Genomic DNA, 16,620 nt, shown 5'->3' with positions numbered 1-16,620 from the left:
AAGCTGACTAACATACAAACATTGGGTAACGCGAATATCTCGCCAAACACAGAGCAGGCAAGGTTACTCAATCAGGATATCAGGGTTGCTAATCAAAAGTAGAACACCAGTCATGCTTAGGCTCCTCGATGTGAGCCTCATCCTAACTGAGCCGACAGGCAATAGCAGTTTTCATGTCACTGTTTTTGCTCAATCATTCTTAAGGCAACTCAAATGTGTTTGAACAGCAAAGAACTTAAAAGAGAGGAAGAGAAAGTATTACTATCTTCCCTAGCGGTTGAAGTCGATACGATTTTTTTGAAGCTTCGTAAAGCGGATCAAGTCATTCGCCATGAACTGAGCTTACTCGATCATCCCAACATTCAAGCATTTGAGAAGAGCCAGATTGAGCCAATCAATGTAGAACAATTAAAAAAAATTATTTATAACATTCCGCCTCAACATTTATTGGTGGATGAGTATGTTCTCTACATGCTTGACAGCAAGACAACGAGCATATTCGGTTTAGTTGAAGATTATAATCATTCCCTGGAACGTCGAAATAAACTTCAACACAGTACTGATCAGAGTGATCTAAAGAATGTTGATGAAAATTTAGTTTATGCAATTCGTCGTTTGGGGGCGATGATCTATCATTTAAATATTCACTTAAATTTGCTAACGGTCTTGTTAGTTAAAGCCCCAGTTCTTACCGATCATCAGCAAATCAGCATTAACGAAAGCAAAGATAAGTTAGAAAAAAAGCTGCTAGCTGACTGGGATAAATGGCACGACAATGTTCGGTTTCTAGAAATCACCATTGATGAACCTTATGCGATTGTAACTTGGGCAATGGAAGAGCTTTGTGGAGATGCCATTCTCCAGCATGAGCAAGGCAATTGGCAATTAATGACGATTAGCACCAGCCGATTCGATGCTAAAGCCTTTGAACCCGTGAATATTTCCTCGGATGCAGCTCAACGCCTGCTCAAGCGTCATTACCAGAAACTGGGATGCTAAAAAGAGGAAGCGATTGAAATCGCAGCTACACAAACAAAGTCCGCCTGCGCGGACTAGGTTATAACGGGGGTAGCTAAGCTAAAACGCATTTAAATTGTGTATTCCCTGTTGCCTGTTGCCTGTTGCCTGTTCCCTACTTATTCAGCAACCATAACTAAACAAATTGTATTGTGCGAATTTCTTGCCACAGTTTCTGATACTGCTCAATCGCTTCTTGGGGTAAAGGATACAGAAATTCACTAGCTTCGAGAATAGAGGGTTCTGGTAAGAGAAGCTCATTTGTTTGCAGTGGGTTCGGTAACTCAGCCGGATTCAAGGTAACCAGAATTGGTGAAGCGGCATGACTTAATAAAGAAATGTCGATCGCGGATTGTTGTCGCCAGCAAAAATCAATCCATTGCTGAGTTAATGATTGGGAAGTTTCTGGTTCTGGCGATTCAGCAGCCGTCTTTTGCACAGCAGGTTGTACCCACACATCTGCCCAAAGAGAGGTTCCTGAACCAGGAATGACAGCTTGTAGGAGGCGATCGCGTCCGCGCAGGGATAGGATATCGGTAGACCAACCCACAGCTAACCAGGTATCGCCTAATACTAAAGGTTCTAGATAGTGATCTGAACTGTAGAGTTTAACCTGTTTATGCAGGTCTAAGAGTTCGGTTTTCAGATTGGGGACTTGACTCAAATCTTTGATGTTATAGGAGAACCCTAATTTTTTCAAGGTCAACCCAATCACCTCTCGCGGACTATCAAGTAACGAAATGCGATCGCGTAATTCTGGGTTCCATAAATCACTCCAATCTGTCGGTGTCCACCCTAATTCCTCAAACTTATCCTGGCGATAGGCAATCACTACCGTTCCCCAGCGATAGGGTGCACCCCAAATTAATCCCGATTCGTCAAGTTGTCCTTGGCGATTGCGTCTGACAATCCCTTGCCAACGCGGGGGTAACTGTTGCCATCCCGATAATCCTACCAGTTCTAGGGGTTGAATCAGTTGCTGCTGAATCGCAGATTCTAACCAATAATCACCCAAGGTGACCAAATTTGCGATCGCAGGGGGTTTACGACTAATCAGAGGTAGGGAAAATCCTGAAGAGGATTCTGGATTCTCTGCTTGTCGCTTCCACACCAGAAGGTTTTGATAGATATCTTGAAGCTGGGCTTGTGGGTCAAACTTGAGCCTCACGGGTGACTCTAGGGTTTGGCGAAATTCAGCCAATAACTGAACCGGAATTGAATTTTGCAATAGTCTTACATTCAAAACCGTTGACTGTCTATTACCACACCCAGACGCCAATTGCCCCAGTGCTAGGGCGCTAGCGCCCATGATCAAGGAGCGTCGTTTCATCCCAAAAATCTGGTGAATTGAGTAAAAATACTACGTTGTATACGCTTGCTCCCAACAAACTAACACAATTTTGGTGTTCTGTGAGACTGACAGTCAAAGAATCCATCTGCTATATAAGTGACCAGTAATCCGTAACTCGTTGAGTAAATCTGGGAACTTATCCAGAGTTCGGACTAAACTGAAGGCGCAATTGTGAATAAAATATTAAATAGTTAGAAAGGAAGACACAGCGAAAATCTAGGAAAAGAGGTGATTAAAGCCCAAGATAAATCATTTTGACTCAATGGTTGAAACTTGTGCGCTGTCAACAATCAGCCGGATATCGGGATATGAATTGTCTCAAATAGTTAAATGAATCCGCAGGAAGATGGCTTTTGAGTGTAAATTGACTAGCATGAAATAGAACTCGCTATGGAAATTGGTAATCAGATGGATACAGTTCAACAACAAATCAACACCCTAAATCATAAAGTTGATGCCGTATATCAAAGTATCGAGCAACTCAACCACAAAGTATCCCAGTGTTTCCCTCAAGTCCAACCGATGTCAACTGTAGACTCTGAGCTACAGGCATCAACCGCAAAGGTTAATGACATCCCCGTCTATGCGAATCCCCAACTGCTTGACTCTGTGATGGAACATCAAGATATCCTGATCGAGGATAAGGGTGAAGTCGCTCAATTTCATACGAATCACAACGGAAATCATAATTCAGAGAATTTCCTGTCTGCTGATGTGCAAGTGCAACGTCTCACCGCCCAATTGACCGCCGCTTACAATCGCATTGCGGCTTTAGAAGAACAGCTTCTCGCCCGCCGCATTCACTCGTGAGTTCAACGGAGCTCTTGAAGCTGGGGGAGCTCTTGAAGCTGGGGAAGCAGAGGGAGCTCTTGAAGCTGGGGAAGCAGAGGGAGCTGAGGGAGCTGGGGAAGCAGAGGGAGCTCTTGAAGCTGGGGAAGCAGAGGGAGCTGAGGGAGCTGGGGGAGATAGAGGATGAACCATGAACTATCAACAAATGACAAATGACTTTATCGTAGAGATTAATTGATCCTACTTACTTCACTTGTTCTCCTTGGATGGATTAATGGTGTTGAGCCAGCAGTGCTTCAATGGCTTGCAGTAATTGAGTCCTGTTCCATCCTTGGTAAAGATGGGATGCGATCGCACATCCTCCCGCACCGACACCTTCCTTGACATATCCTTGTTCGTAAGCCCGTAGCTGCGGATAACTTGACTGGGCAAAACTTAAGTCAGTTGCCAAAAGGGGAACATCACCGATCGCTCGTGCTAATCCCACAGTATCACCCGTGGGATCATCTGCCACCCAGCGAGTTGTACCGACAACCACCTGCTTAGGTTGCCATGGTAAGGAATCAAGACGAAGAAGCGCCAACGCCCGTGCTAGTGCATAAACCGCCAGCATTTGTGTCCCTCCAGCTAACAAAACACCAACGCTTTGACTTGCCCCAATCACCATTCCGGCGGCTGTAATTTGCATGGGATCACCTACGGCGGCGACTAACTCGAAGGGATCAATGAATTCTGCCTGTTTTGTTTCCCTGCCAGCCTGTTGTAGTCCAATCCGAACAATTTCGGCTTTTTGGCGATGATTACAGTGAGGATGGCTGCTATTGACTTTACCCATGGCGGCAATACCCAACCCTGTCAATACGCTCAAAGCCGTTGTGGTTCCGCCAACGACGCATTCAGCAATCATTACATATCCGTTTGGGGTCAGAGTTGCCAGCTTTTGACCCCAAATTAAGCCTTGCTCAAATAGCTGTTTTACAGTGTTGATGGGCAAGGCAATTCCTGTGGTTAAACAGTTAGCGGGTAAACCTCCTAAATCTATAGCTGGGACGGCTGGCGGTTGAGGTAAACCCGCATTAAATAGATAAACGGGAAGCCGAAAAGCCTCAACGACAGCACGAGAAATCAGGACAGGCGACGCCCCAGCATCCAAGGGAGGTAGAGGATACTGAGGATTGGCAGTAAAACCATTAACCAAAAATTCAGCATCCGCGATCGCAGTATACTTGCGATCCTCTGGGGTTGCTCCAGCCGCAGAAATGCCGGGGATCAATCCTGTTTCCGTAAATCCTAAAATGCAAGCGAGTAGGGGGGGTTGTCCCCGATACTGCTGCAACCATTGATTTCCTTGACTGAACTGGGTATAGATGCGGATCAATTACAAAGGACGAATGACAAAGGACAAATGACCAATAACCATTAAACCAAGACAGGTGTTTCCGATTGATCCAGTTCTCGAAACAAAGGCGTACTCAGATAGCGTTCACCAAAGCTGGGTTGTACCATAACAATTAACTTGCCCGCACTCTCCGGACGTTTCGCCACCTGAATCGCGGCACATAAAGCCGCACCTGAAGAGATTCCAGATAACAACCCTTCTTCTCGTGCCAAACGGCGACCCAAAGCGATAGCATCTTCATCACTGACTTGAACCACTTCATCAATCAGGTCTGTACGCAAAACTTCAGGGACAAAGCCAGCACCAATCCCTTGAATCTTATGGGGTCCAGCTTGTCCGCCAGAGAGAACTGGACTACTGGTGGGTTCCACTGCGATCGCGGTAAAATCGGGTTTACGTTGCTTAAGCACTTCGGCAATACCAGTAATCGTACCCCCCGTACCAACGCCAGAAATAAGAATATCGACCTGACCCTCAGTATCTGCCCAAATTTCTTCAGCCGTTGTCTCTCGATGAATTTTGGGATTAGCTGGATTCTGAAACTGTTGCAGCATAAAAGCTTCAGGAGTGCTTTCGGTAATTTCGTTGGCTCGGCGAATTGCTCCTTTCATTCCCTCGCTTCCGGGTGTCAGCTCTAGTTTGGCTCCATACGCTTTCAGCATAGATCGCCGTTCCATGCTCATCGTATCGGGCATCGTCAAGATTAGCTGATATCCTTTAGCGGCAGCTACCATCGCTAGGGCAATACCTGTATTCCCCGATGTCGGTTCCACTAACACCGTTTTTCCAGGATGAATCTGACCCGCTTCTTCTGCTGCCCGAATCATACTCATCCCGATGCGATCTTTCACAGAAGCGGCAGGGTTCATTCCCTCCAGTTTCACCACAATTCGTCCTACACATCCCTCGGCTTGAGGAATCCGGTTGAGCTGAATTAGGGGAGTGTGACCAATTACTTCTGTGATATTATGAGCAATCCGCATAGTTTCTCCTTATCAACGACTCGTCACTTCAGAGTTAATCTATCCTACCGCCTTTACTCCAATTACTGTTTTGGGTTAATTCCTGTTCTTTTACCACAGGTATCAGCGATTTTTGATCGCTAACGCTAACCCCTCGATATTTCAAGGGTAAGAGAGTTGACGTAGCCGGAGGTTTCACTAAATGGTGAACTCTCAAAGCCTGACCCCGATATTTTCCGATCACCTCATCTTCCGTTACCTCAACCTGGGCAGGGCTTAGGTCATAGTTAACGCCTCGATAAACCAGCTTAACGTTATTCTCATCCAGCAATGAGGACTCTGTGGCGGGCTGAGACGATGAAGAACTGCGTCTATGATTGCTAAAAATGACTAATGCTAGCAGCAATAATTGAATTTGCCAGGGTGCTAAACATAACGTTACAACTAAGCTAACTAAAGCAATGGCAGCGGCAAGATAAGCCATTTCATTAGCCAATTGTTTAAAAAGATACGCAGTGACGAGGAAAATCCCCAAGGGAATGATAAACAATAAAGACATATCTAGTGACCTGTAACCTACTTAATCTGTTATCTTAGCGAATTACCAACGTATCAACAGGTGAGCCAACCCTGTTGTAGCAATATTGACAGATATGTCATTTGTCATTTGTCATTTGTCATTTGTCATTTGTCATTTGTCATAATCGCTTCCTGAAAATAAGCCAGCTACGTCATACTCAAGGGAGCGCCAAGCCAGCTACATTATTTGTAAGCCTTTGATTTATTATTTTTACATAACTTAATAATCCAGCAAAACTTGTACCCACTGAGGCGGACGAGGAATGGGATTTTTCAGGCGATCAAAGATGAGTAACGCCACCAGATGAACCACAAATAAATAAATGGCATTATTGATCACAATTGCCACAATTGCCACCACCTGAATTAACGTTAAACTGGGTTGAGCCAGTAACCCCAGTTTGACAAACCCCCATTCCACTAATTCGGTAATTTGAGTCATCACATAAACCCACAGATCCTCACTCAAAAGAATTGAGAGCAGCCAAAAGCGAAAAAAGAATCCCAAAGTTCCTAGTAGCGTACCAATCCCAATCGAAAATAACCAATTGGCTTGACGTTTCCACAATGCGCCCAACTGAACGCCCATCAAACCGTAGGGAATCAAAAACAGGATACTGCGGGTTGGTCCTTGTAGCACCGACAGCAATAACCCTGAAACCAGTGCCGCCATCCAAGAGGCTCGATTTCCCCGACGCATATACACCAAGGCGATTGGCACCGGGAAAAACATCTTCAAGACTGGACCGAGGGGAAAATAATAATTAATTAGCCAAATCAAACTCGCTGTACTGGCGAGGAACGCCGTTTCCACCATGACGACAGTGGTATTGAATTGCCGCTGTTGTGCCTGAGATTGTTGACGCACCGAATTTCTGTCCTGATTAGGGATTAGCCTTTCAGGTCTAGCATTGGTTGATGGTTCCGTCTCTGGCTCTAGTTCCTCCACCAAATCCCATTCGTCATTGACATTTTCTGAGTCCTTCGAGGAGGATTCAGTATTCTGATCGGGATTAGGGCGAGGCGCTTGGGCATCCTCAAAAGAATCGCTCATCGTGAACCTCGTGAGACTCTGACCTGCTTCGCTGAGGTCGGAGAGGAATAGAGGTCAAATCTTACCACTCAATGTGGTGAGATTTGACAATCCAACTGTTGACACCAGTCCGGTGTTTCGCTGCAATAATTGGACTTTTTTGGCAGTGAACTGTCCTAACCGTTTCCAGTTGGGGTTACTGACCGAAACTATTGAACCGCGACTCCGGTGAATAGTTTTCCTGGATCAATCCCGATTGCAATCTTCTGTGTTTCTTTTCCTGATGGTTCCTCAGTTAATTGGACTTGGAAAATGCCTAAGTCGTTGTCAACTACATTAGCTTTCCCTGACTTTAACCAGCGGCGAACACGGCTAGCCTTAGCTGGCATTAATGGCTCACCGTCTGGTGATAAAACTGGTACACGAATCATGGGTATAATCCTCTCGTGTAAAGTTGTTAGTCCCCTCGACCACCGTTAACAAGATGTCCTCACAATCAAGCACCTAAACAAGTAGGTTTGTAGATAATCCAAGCTGGGGAAGCACCTGGAAGTACGTGCCTCCCTCCAACCCTGATAATGCCAAAGGACAAAGGACGAAGGACATAAGACGCTTCTAAGCAATAATGCGTTCTAATGCCGCCAGATCCGGGATAAACATAATATCGTGTTCTCGCTTAATTAAGCCTTTTTTTTCCAGCTTCGTCAAAACTCGCGTCACTGTCTCCCGCGCCAATCCACTCAAACTGCTTAACTCGCGATGGGGTAAGTTGGGAATCTCAGTACCTTGCTGTTTGACTTTACCCTGACCCTCTGCCAAAAACAGGAGCGTGTCTGCCACTCGCGACGTACTATCCGACTCTCTCAGGCGGAGACGGCGATTAACTTGGCGCAAGCGCTTTGCCATCAGTTGAGACAAACGAACACCCGCTAGAGGTTCATCATGAATGAGTTGGATAAAATCCTGGGCAGGTATACTGCCAATCGTCGTGGGCGTTAAGGTAATCACATCGGTAGAACGAGGCACCTCATCCAGCGCCGCCATTTCGCCAAAAATTTCCCCCTTCCCTAAAATGTTGAGGGTCACCTCTTTCCCTTCCAGGTTATAGGTACGAATTTTTGCCCAGCCCTCCAAAATGAAGTAAACCGAGCCACCCCAGTCATTCTCCAGCAAAATAACTCGATCCTTGGGGTGGCTGCGAGTAACAACATGAGAAGTCGCTTGATTCACACTGGCTTCTGGTAAGCCAGAAAATAAAGGAGCAGTGCGAATCAACTCATTAACATTAGAGTTCATTTCGTGTGAGCTGTATCGATCATCCATGGAGCCAAACCACATTGTATACGCCGTGGACAAGTACGGGGTGAACTAAATCTCGGCAAATCTATGCAGATAGCGTCGAAATGTCTCATATTGCTGGTTTCATCCGTTGATGGTTATCGTTAGGGACGTTGATGAAGCCAGGCACTTCTCCCACCCACCGGAGCTTAACCGTACCTAGCACCCCGCTAGGTGATACTCTACTTCAAGTTGCAACGCTTGTGCTCTAAACTTGGGACTAAGCCAGCCCAAATCTAAAGCTTCGGTCACGGACTTTCCAATCGAAGCTAAGTATCGAACCGTCCGCATCAGTAAAATGGTGCGGACTTCTGCATATTTCATCCAGAGAGTAATCTCACGATCACCGCCGCGATGCAGAATGTTCAATGCGGCATTTTTGTCTGCTTGAATTACGTCCCCTGTGTAACAGATAAAACGATCCCCATCCCGTTGACCCAATAACGTCCCGGTACGAGAACACATTTGCGACGTATAAGCTGGATTCACCACAGACACTGTTGATCCAGTCTCCAATGCGATCTTCTCGATTGAAGCTTGTAGTTCACCTTTCATCCATTGATTCAGCTTGCGATTAATTGGCTTCGCTTGCTGTTTCCCAATGATGGGCGAGGTGAGGTCTTCGGCAAAGATGCGAATCGGTGAGGTGATCAGGAGTCTTAAATCTTTGCGAATGAAATTCTGAATGGTTGCTTTTTCTTTTCTTAGTTTACGCGATTTGACTTTGTGACCCAGATTATTTTTGAGGATTGCTGCCGATTTTTCCGGGTTGTTTTTGGCATGAGAGCGCAGTCTGTAACGGTTGCGATTTGTGCGGGTGATGCGCTTCGTTTTCTCGGTCATAAGATGTCCGAGTCCATCGGCAATGCTGTCCCCATTTGAGGTGTAGAAGGCTTCGGTATATCCCTTGTCGATACCGATTTCTTGATCGACCTGGAGCGTGGGAAGAGTCAGCGTTCTTTTCCGAGTGCAATGAATGGATAGTTTATCGTCTTGATTACAGATTAGTCGAATTTGCCCAGATATAATATGACGGCATTTCAGTTTTAACGTAATCCGCTTACCTTTCTCTAACCCTTGAACTTCCAATTTGACTGTATTGCGAGTGAGTCGCTTGCAGGTGTAACCGCCACCTTGGTAAACGATCTGATTACTCCCAAAGGTGTGTCCACGCTGGTATTGATTACGGAACACCCGATGCAGCCAAGGAGCAGAGGTTGGGTCATTGTGCATCAAACAGAGCAACTTAGACCGCTTTTCTTCGTCTAGAGTGCGGCGGTAAATTGCTCGAATTATGAAGGTCTTAGCGGCTTCTTGTTGCGCTAAAATTGCCTTCATAGCGTCATTAACTGACCATTCCCACAGCTTCCCAGGTAATCCAATATCAGTTGGACTCAGTTGGGTTCTCACGATAGGATCGGCTTTTCTCCAGTCGAGTCCCCACCCTTGTAACGATCCAAGCAAGTTGTACGTTAATGCTCTGGGAATGCCGCACAGGTGCATGAGCCGCCTCACTTGTGTCTCGTCGGAACAAGAAGCAACAGGGATAACCTGAGTGTAAATTTCTTTAATTTTCTGTTGTTTCTTGCGACGTGACATCGTTACTTTACTTTTCCTCAAACGAGAGTTTAGTCATTTTAGCTTGCCTGCTCGCTCCCATCGACGAAGGGTATCAATACTGACACCCCGAAACAGACACAAAATTGAGTCTTTGCTATCCCCCTACCCCTTACTTCGTTGAAGGGGTAGCCCCTCGCGATTCGGGTGGTACAAGCGCCTTTCATCACTCCATCCAGACCAGCCATAATGGCAGATACAAGGGACTTATGTCCTGATCGATGAACGGCGCTATACTCCCTCGAAGTGCCTTCAATCTAATCCTATTGGAAATTAAAGCTAATCAGCCGGAGATTGGTACACAGTTATTATGCTGCATATTGAGGGAGATTTAACAACTTAGATGCCTGTAATCAGGACTTGAGAGGACATCGGTTAGCCAGAATACGTTTATGCTAACGGCAAGCGTTCAAGTTCCTACATAATAAAAGCAGGCGATCGCAATAACTCCTGCGAAGCGTGAACATAAGTTGCCAGGCGTTCCACCGTGACTAAACAGAAGAAAATCCAATCACTGATTGCTGATATTGACAGTCTCCTTGCCAAGGAGGGCTCCCGTTTCCCTTGGTCTAAACCCAACGATTTAGCCCGCGATCGCGAAATCCTAGAACGGGTGCGTAGCTATCTGCTGTCGATGCAGTCAGACGAAATGGCAATGTCGCCATCCCAAGAATCAGCCGTTAAACCGATTGTGCAGGCGGTTGCCCAAGAAATGGAGCGTATCCGCCAACAGGTGACAGAACCCTTGCAGGCTGAATTGTCAGCCTTTCGTCAACAGCGAGAGTCCTTGACTCAAGAAATTCAGCACCTTGAGCAGAAAAAACAGCAATTGCAAAATACTGTTGCCGCTAAAGGGGGGGAACCTGAGCAACCTCTCCCAGAATTTGCTCAGGATTTAATTCACCAGTCAACCGAACGCCTGACACAGCAACTGGCTCAAATCTTACTGAATTTAGAAGCCCAACTGCTCAACGCTTCATCAACATCGGGCTCACCAGGGCAACCCGCCTCTGGGATAATGTTGCCACAAGAACGTTTGGAGCAACTGCGGCAACTGCAACGAGAGAGCGATCGCATGTTGATCAATCTCGACACCAACCAACGGACAGTCTTTGAGGCACTCGATCGGGATCTGCATGGGTATCAGCAATCTTTGTCTCAAGGACTTGACAAAATGCATCGCTTGAGCAACCAAGGAGAGCTGTTATTTACAGCCCTGGTCAATCGCCTCGCCCAGCTATTGGGACGAGAAACCTCAACCTTGGTGCAATCGTCTCAACCTTGGTCAGAGGTGACAGAATTATCCCAGTCAGTGCCAGATTCAACGTCATCGACGTCAAAACAAGAGGGCATTTTTGTGGGCATTGATCCAGTGTCTCAGCCTGAATTCAACGTGACCCTATCTGCCAACGCCTTAACCCCATCCCCACCACCCCAGGCTCAACTGCCGTCTAAGATTTCAGCTCAGCAATGGACGGAAGAACTAGAGACAGAAACATTAGCAGGCAATCCCCTAGACGCTTTGATTGGCTGGGATATGAATACCGCAATCACACAAACCTCAACCCTAAATGATTCAGAATTTCTCGACCTCGATCTCCTATTAGGCATCGATAGTGAACCGGAGTCCACACCATCATCCCCATCCACCCCAACCCCTCAGGCGGAAACCACGGCATCAGCCCAACCGGACGTTGCCGATCAAACTGAAGTCGAGAACCGCCACCATGAAATTGATGAGTTGTATAACACCCTATTTGGCACAGACTCTGCCCAAAGCACCCATACACCTCCTCCAGCCAATACCGCCGAAGTAACGGATGCTCATACCTCAGCGACATCAATCACTACAACGGACTGGCAAGATGATCGATCCACAGATCAGGCTTTCGGTGAGACTGAATCGGTGGAGATTGCTGATTATCTATTTGACGGATTCACTGATCCGGCTGATGAAACGAGTTTATCTGAACCCTGGATTGAAGGCATCAATCAGGAGCAACTATCGTGGGAAACCTTATTATTTGAAACGCCAACACCTGACGCCCCGATTGAGTCAGAGGTAGTCGCCACACCAGAACCCGCCACTTATCCTCACCAGGAACGGTTCGGCGAGTCTCAAGAGGTTAAAACAATTACCGCCCTAACCGATTTACTCGATGAAATGGGGTTAAGTTACTCCCCCCCCCTAACCGATATCCCATCCATAGCGGCGACTCGTGAGGAAGAATGGTTTGCGGAACACCCTGGAGAACCTGATTCCGCCGTTACCTCAGTTGATGACCACTATATTCCCGCCTCACCGGATGAAGATTTGCTAGTCAGGGATGAATCGCAACAGTTTTCCGGTCAAGAGATTAGGCTAGACCAAAGTACCCTCCAGCAGCTTAGTGAAGACCTACACAGCTTTGAAGCAGAAGACCATCTGAATATTGTCCTTCAGCCGTCCCCGTCTCGCGATCGCACCGTCTCACCCCAAAACTTCGATTTAGACTCAATCCAGTCGTTGCCCATGTCAGAGGAGTTGTTGGCAGAAGATTGGGAAGAGTTTGCCCTCCATGACCTATCCCAAGAGGATGTTACCTTCTCAGATTGGCAACAGACAACGCCAACGGATCTAGAGTCCCGCGAATCCGATCCCTTGGGGATTGATTCTGAGGAAACGACGCCACCACCATCCCCAGAGTTGGACGATGTTTCTGATGATTTGTCTGAGGAATCGATTGACTTAGAGAAAGACAATGTGGTAGAAGAATATGTCTTGGAAGACTCCGTGACTCCTGATCAACATTCCGTGAGCCAACCTCAAGAAACGTCTTTAGAGGATGGCGAACAAAATAGGGATTAGAGTAGGGACACGGCAGTGTCCATTGGTGTCAACTTAACCTCAACCCCTCACCCCCAGCCCCTCTCCCACCTGGGGAGAGGGGCTGGGGGTGAGGGGTATTCTAGATGTGATGCCAGAAGCTTCTTTATTCCCCTTCTCCCTTGAAGGGAGAAGGGGTTAGGGGATGAGGGTGAAATGCTTGCCAGTCGTGCTTTTTACCTTAAGTTGACACCAATGGGCAGTGCCGTGCCCCTACAGGTAGGTGATGTGACTTGATCATCAAATTGGCTAGTGGATACTAATAATCCTCTCTGGTACTTAGGCATTGACTTCGGCACCACGGGGCTGTCGGCTGTGGTGTTGAACAAAAACACAGGTCAGCACTACCCTTTATATTGGCAACCGGAATCATCAACCACCAATCGTGACTCAGGCGATCGCGTATTTCGCTTACCGACACAAACCTCCGCGAGTCCTACCGTGGCAAAAGCAGCAGGAATAAAGGTGTCCACGGTGAAACCCTATTTACCGTTGGCAATTCCTTACTATTCCCCAGAACATCGTCAGTGGGAACCAATGTTAGTGTTACCGGATGGACAGGTTCCTCTATATTGGGTGCGACGATCCTTACAGGCAATGTTAGCCACTTTAACCCCAGAGACGGTTCGCACCAAGGTGCCATTGCAGGTAGGGGCGATGGGTCTAGAATCAGACGTACTGGCAGACGCTTTAGCACAACTTGCAGGCGTCATTGTCAGTTATCCAGCCGATTGGGGCGATACCTACCAGATTAATGTTCGGGAAGCAGTATTGGCTGCCAAGTTAGTCAAGGAATCTCAACAAATTGTTTTCTTAGAAGATGCGATCGCGTCCCTCTTAGCCGCCTTTCCCACACCTGAATCAGCCTCTCCCCCCTCGACACTTCAATCCTCCACACTTAGACATGGCTGGACGTTGGTAATCGATAGTGGCGCAACCACCACGGAATTGGCATTAGTGGATTTGCCTTACAATCCCCGTCAATTAACTTACGCCGATTTTAAACTTCAAAGTTGGTCTTATGCAGGTCAGGCGATTGATCAAGATATCATTTGGCAGTTACTCTACCCTCAGATGTCTGAGGCGCAATTAGCACAACTGAATCTTAGCCCAGATTTGGAACCCCCCTTACCCGGTCAACCTGACCCCAAACGGCGCGATCGCGCTTTATTCGAGTTACAGCATTCGGTGTTAGGACAGGCGCTACTAAAAGCGGCTGAATACTTAAAGCTGATTTTGCCACACAAAACCGAATTTACCCTGGAATTGGGTGCCTATCGATGGACGGTGCAGCAAAAAGATTTCAACAGTGCTATTATCACGCCGTTTGTTGAACAACTCAACCAACAGGTTAACCGATTGCTGATTCAAGCAGGACTTTCCCAACAGGCGATCAGTCAAGCTATCTGTACGGGAGGAAGCGCTAAGTCAAACAGGGTGAAGCAGTTGCTTCAAGATAAACTGCCTAACGCTGCACGGCTCCAGGATACTGTATCGTCCCCGCCTTGGGTCGCTACTGGACTGGCGAGGTTACCCCTGTATCCCCATGTCTTTAATCGCTTTCAGCAGCAATACAGTGACTACTTTCTGCTATTAGAACTGCTTAAGGCGTTCCCCCCGACAGAAAAGGAATCAGGGATTCGGGATTACACTCTGGCAGAAATTAAGCAACGCTTAGAAAGTCAAGGTCTCAACACAGTCGCCTGTGATGAACGTTTAATCGGGTTTTTGGACGGTGAGTTACCGTCAGGATTGATCCCAACTCGCGATCGCCTACAGCGGTTTTCTCCAGCTTCTCCCCAAGATTTCCCTTATGGGGATCTGGCTGATGCTAAACTGTTTTCACCCGTAGGCGATCGGCTGTATCGTCCCAATTTCCAGCAACATGAACGTCTACGTCAATACCTGAAACTGATTGTGTCCAGTCTATCTCAAACGTTTGATGAACCTTTACTTATTAATTTTAATCATTGCTATAAATAATAGCTATCAACATACTTTACAATTTAGAGACGTTGCATATAGAGTTTTCTTATGAAACAGAGATAAAACCCCTTACAAAATAGCGAGCGAGACGCTCGCACTACAACCGTTCTCTGTTCCCTATTCCCTATCATCACCCCAATACTTATTCAGCTTGCTTGCAATGGGTAGATCAGACTCTTCACTATTGCAATATAATCTACATCTTAGGATAGATGCCAAAGGTCAAGTCATTACTTAGGGCTTGCTGCATAAGTCTGAAACCCTTACAAATAAAGAGTTAGGGGATGATTAAAGGGACATCAGGTGCAAGGCGAAAGAAACCCATAAGCTGGAAATCCTGGCATTTTTCGAGGATGCTTAAGCAGAATCTCCCCCCATCAGGGGGTTGAAACTGTTCCCTCTTTCCTACCCTCACCACAAAACTTATTCAGCAGACCCTACTTAGACCCTAGATCGCGCTTTCAGCTTTGATTAGAAACTGCCAAATTGCGTAATCATTGTTAATCCCAATTCATAATCTTCATCATATCTTCATAAAAACTGCATTCAGTCGCTATAGAATTGTAAAGAATTCGTGAAGTGTATCCAACGGAATATTTTTTTTAGCCAAAATCTCAATAATATAGAGTATGATAATCGGCTAAAAAACTTACAACTTACAACTTACAACTTGTAATACAACTGAGTTGACACTGTGTTTACCACATCAAACTGTTCCACATCATTGGCGGGTGAGTCCCTCGTTCTCACACGTTCCCATCGGTTGGGTGTGCCGCATCGGTCGGCAACCTGCAAAGTTAAACGTCTCATTGATATTCTGGGAGCTGTGGTTGGCTTGTTTCTGACGGCAATTCTTGCCATACCAATTGTGATCGCCATCCAGATTGACGATCCCGGTACTATCTTCTATCGTCAACTTCGCTGTGGTTTACGAGGAAAACCCTTTCGCATCTTGAAATTTCGTTCAATGGTTGTAGATGCTGATCGCAAGCAACATTTGGTGCAAAATCAGGCAAAAGGTCATATCTTTAAAAATACCAACGACCCTCGCATCACTCGTGTGGGTCGTTTTTTGCGGCGCACCAGCTTGGATGAATTGCCTCAGTTTTGGAATGTCCTCAACGGTGAAATGAGTTTAGTCGGGACTCGTCCGCCCACCCTGAATGAAGTACAACACTACAAGCCGCATCATTGGCAACGATTGAGAACTAAGCCGGGAATGACTGGAGAATGGCAAGTTAATGGTCGTTCTAGTGTGATTGATTTTGAGGATATTGTGTCAATGGATCTGACTTATCAGCGCAAGTGGTCTCTTGTCTATGATTTCAAGCTCATCCTGAAAACTATTGCTGTAGTCCTGAAGAAGCAAGGAGCCTGTTAAGCCACTGTGTATCTCAATTTAATTTCCTATACCCGAAAAAATTATTTGTCATTTTTCAATCCTTAATATTTAAACAACATCCAGCAATTGTAGGGGCGGGTTTAGGGACAATTGTAGGGGCGGGTTTAGGGACAATTGTAGGGGCGGGTTTAGGGACTAAATTCAGCGCCTCACCGATAACTGTTGAACAAAACCCGCCCGCCTCACCGATAACTGTTGAACAAAACCCGCCCGCCTCACCGATAACTGTTGAACAAAACCCGCCCGCCTCACCGATAACTGTTGAACAAAACCCGCCCGCC

Annotated in this window: 13 protein-coding genes and 1 pseudogene; 6 read left to right on the top strand and 8 right to left on the bottom strand. The window is 46.5% G+C overall.

Annotation, left to right across the window (positions count from 1 at the left end):
* Positions 1 to 213: 213 nt before the first annotated feature.
* On the top strand, positions 214 to 999 hold the full coding sequence (locus tag RIG27_RS00620) for a hypothetical protein (protein ID WP_446341479.1): 786 nt from the start codon (positions 214 to 216) through the stop codon (positions 997 to 999).
* Between the two features lie 154 nt (positions 1,000 to 1,153).
* Here the strand turns inward: RIG27_RS00620 and RIG27_RS00615 are convergent, their stop codons facing one another.
* A complete protein-coding gene (locus RIG27_RS00615) occupies positions 1,154 to 2,347 on the bottom strand; it encodes an extracellular solute-binding protein (protein ID WP_446341477.1) in 1,194 nt (397 codons plus the stop codon).
* 411 nt (positions 2,348 to 2,758) lie between these two features.
* Here RIG27_RS00615 and RIG27_RS00610 point away from each other — a divergent pair, with 411 nt between their 5' ends.
* Positions 2,759 to 3,178: a hypothetical protein gene (locus RIG27_RS00610; protein WP_446341475.1), complete on the top strand. Its 420-nt coding sequence runs from the start codon at positions 2,759 to 2,761 to the stop codon at positions 3,176 to 3,178.
* Positions 3,175 to 3,351: a hypothetical protein gene (locus RIG27_RS00605; RefSeq protein WP_446341473.1), complete on the top strand. Its 177-nt coding sequence runs from the start codon at positions 3,175 to 3,177 to the stop codon at positions 3,349 to 3,351. The genes RIG27_RS00610 and RIG27_RS00605 overlap by 4 nt, the downstream gene beginning before the upstream one ends.
* A gap of 77 nt (positions 3,352 to 3,428) precedes the next feature.
* Here the strand turns inward: RIG27_RS00605 and cobT are convergent, their stop codons facing one another.
* The 7 genes and pseudogenes from cobT to RIG27_RS00570 all read right to left on the bottom strand — a co-directional run bounded on the left by cobT (position 3,429) and on the right by RIG27_RS00570 (position 10,067).
* On the bottom strand, positions 3,429 to 4,535 hold the full coding sequence (gene cobT, locus RIG27_RS00600; protein ID WP_446341471.1) for a nicotinate mononucleotide-dependent phosphoribosyltransferase CobT: 1,107 nt from the start codon (positions 4,533 to 4,535) through the stop codon (positions 3,429 to 3,431).
* Between the two features lie 41 nt (positions 4,536 to 4,576).
* A complete protein-coding gene (gene cysK, locus RIG27_RS00595) occupies positions 4,577 to 5,539 on the bottom strand; it encodes a cysteine synthase A (RefSeq protein ID WP_446341469.1) in 963 nt (320 codons plus the stop codon).
* Between the two features lie 34 nt (positions 5,540 to 5,573).
* A complete protein-coding gene (locus RIG27_RS00590; protein ID WP_446341467.1) occupies positions 5,574 to 6,077 on the bottom strand; it encodes a DUF4278 domain-containing protein in 504 nt (167 codons plus the stop codon).
* A 240-nt stretch (positions 6,078 to 6,317) separates the two neighbouring features.
* Positions 6,318 to 7,151 (bottom strand): DUF2232 domain-containing protein, encoded by an 834-nt coding sequence (locus RIG27_RS00585; protein ID WP_446341466.1) that lies wholly within the window; start codon positions 7,149 to 7,151, stop codon positions 6,318 to 6,320.
* A 191-nt stretch (positions 7,152 to 7,342) separates the two neighbouring features.
* Positions 7,343 to 7,561, bottom strand: a pseudogene (locus RIG27_RS00580) (RRXRR domain-containing protein); the annotation flags it as partial.
* A 184-nt stretch (positions 7,562 to 7,745) separates the two neighbouring features.
* The gene (locus tag RIG27_RS00575) at positions 7,746 to 8,453 is read right to left on the bottom strand and encodes a Crp/Fnr family transcriptional regulator (RefSeq protein WP_446341464.1); all 708 of its coding nucleotides are present in this window, start codon (positions 8,451 to 8,453) and stop codon (positions 7,746 to 7,748) included.
* Positions 8,454 to 8,627: 174 nt separating this feature from the next.
* Complete coding sequence (locus RIG27_RS00570) at positions 8,628 to 10,067, bottom strand: zinc ribbon domain-containing protein (protein ID WP_446341461.1); 1,440 nt, start codon at positions 10,065 to 10,067, stop codon at positions 8,628 to 8,630.
* A gap of 505 nt (positions 10,068 to 10,572) precedes the next feature.
* Here RIG27_RS00570 and RIG27_RS00565 point away from each other — a divergent pair.
* The 3 genes from RIG27_RS00565 (at position 10,573) to RIG27_RS00555 (ending at position 16,318) form a co-directional block, all read left to right on the top strand.
* Positions 10,573 to 12,933, top strand: coding sequence for a hypothetical protein (locus RIG27_RS00565; protein ID WP_446341459.1), 2,361 nt, complete (start codon positions 10,573 to 10,575; stop codon positions 12,931 to 12,933).
* A 270-nt stretch (positions 12,934 to 13,203) separates the two neighbouring features.
* Positions 13,204 to 14,934, top strand: a complete 1,731-nt coding sequence (locus tag RIG27_RS00560; protein WP_446341457.1) for a hypothetical protein — start codon at positions 13,204 to 13,206, stop codon at positions 14,932 to 14,934.
* 727 nt (positions 14,935 to 15,661) lie between these two features.
* The gene (locus RIG27_RS00555; RefSeq protein ID WP_446341519.1) at positions 15,662 to 16,318 is read left to right on the top strand and encodes a sugar transferase; all 657 of its coding nucleotides are present in this window, start codon (positions 15,662 to 15,664) and stop codon (positions 16,316 to 16,318) included.
* Positions 16,319 to 16,620 lie beyond the last annotated feature (302 nt).

Origin of the sequence: Coleofasciculus sp. F4-SAH-05 (assembly GCF_040222985.1) — a bacterium.
GTDB classification, from domain to species: Bacteria; Cyanobacteriota; Cyanobacteriia; order Cyanobacteriales; family Coleofasciculaceae; genus Coleofasciculus; species Coleofasciculus chthonoplastes.
The sequence above is the reverse complement of the archived record's forward strand: the minus strand, read 5'-3'. Positions and strand labels throughout refer to the sequence as shown.

Coding starts and splice junctions, on each gene's coding strand:
- RIG27_RS00620 (WP_446341479.1), top strand. CDS start 214: ATGTGTTTGAACAGCAAAGAACTTAAAAGAGAGGAAGAGAAAGTATTA.
- RIG27_RS00615 (WP_446341477.1), bottom strand. CDS start 2,347: ATGAAACGACGCTCCTTGATCATGGGCGCTAGCGCCCTAGCACTGGGG.
- RIG27_RS00610 (WP_446341475.1), top strand. CDS start 2,759: ATGGAAATTGGTAATCAGATGGATACAGTTCAACAACAAATCAACACC.
- cysK (WP_446341469.1), bottom strand. CDS start 5,539: ATGCGGATTGCTCATAATATCACAGAAGTAATTGGTCACACTCCCCTA.
- RIG27_RS00590 (WP_446341467.1), bottom strand. CDS start 6,077: ATGTCTTTATTGTTTATCATTCCCTTGGGGATTTTCCTCGTCACTGCG.
- RIG27_RS00585 (WP_446341466.1), bottom strand. CDS start 7,151: ATGAGCGATTCTTTTGAGGATGCCCAAGCGCCTCGCCCTAATCCCGAT.
- RIG27_RS00575 (WP_446341464.1), bottom strand. CDS start 8,453: ATGGATGATCGATACAGCTCACACGAAATGAACTCTAATGTTAATGAG.
- RIG27_RS00570 (WP_446341461.1), bottom strand. CDS start 10,067: ATGTCACGTCGCAAGAAACAACAGAAAATTAAAGAAATTTACACTCAG.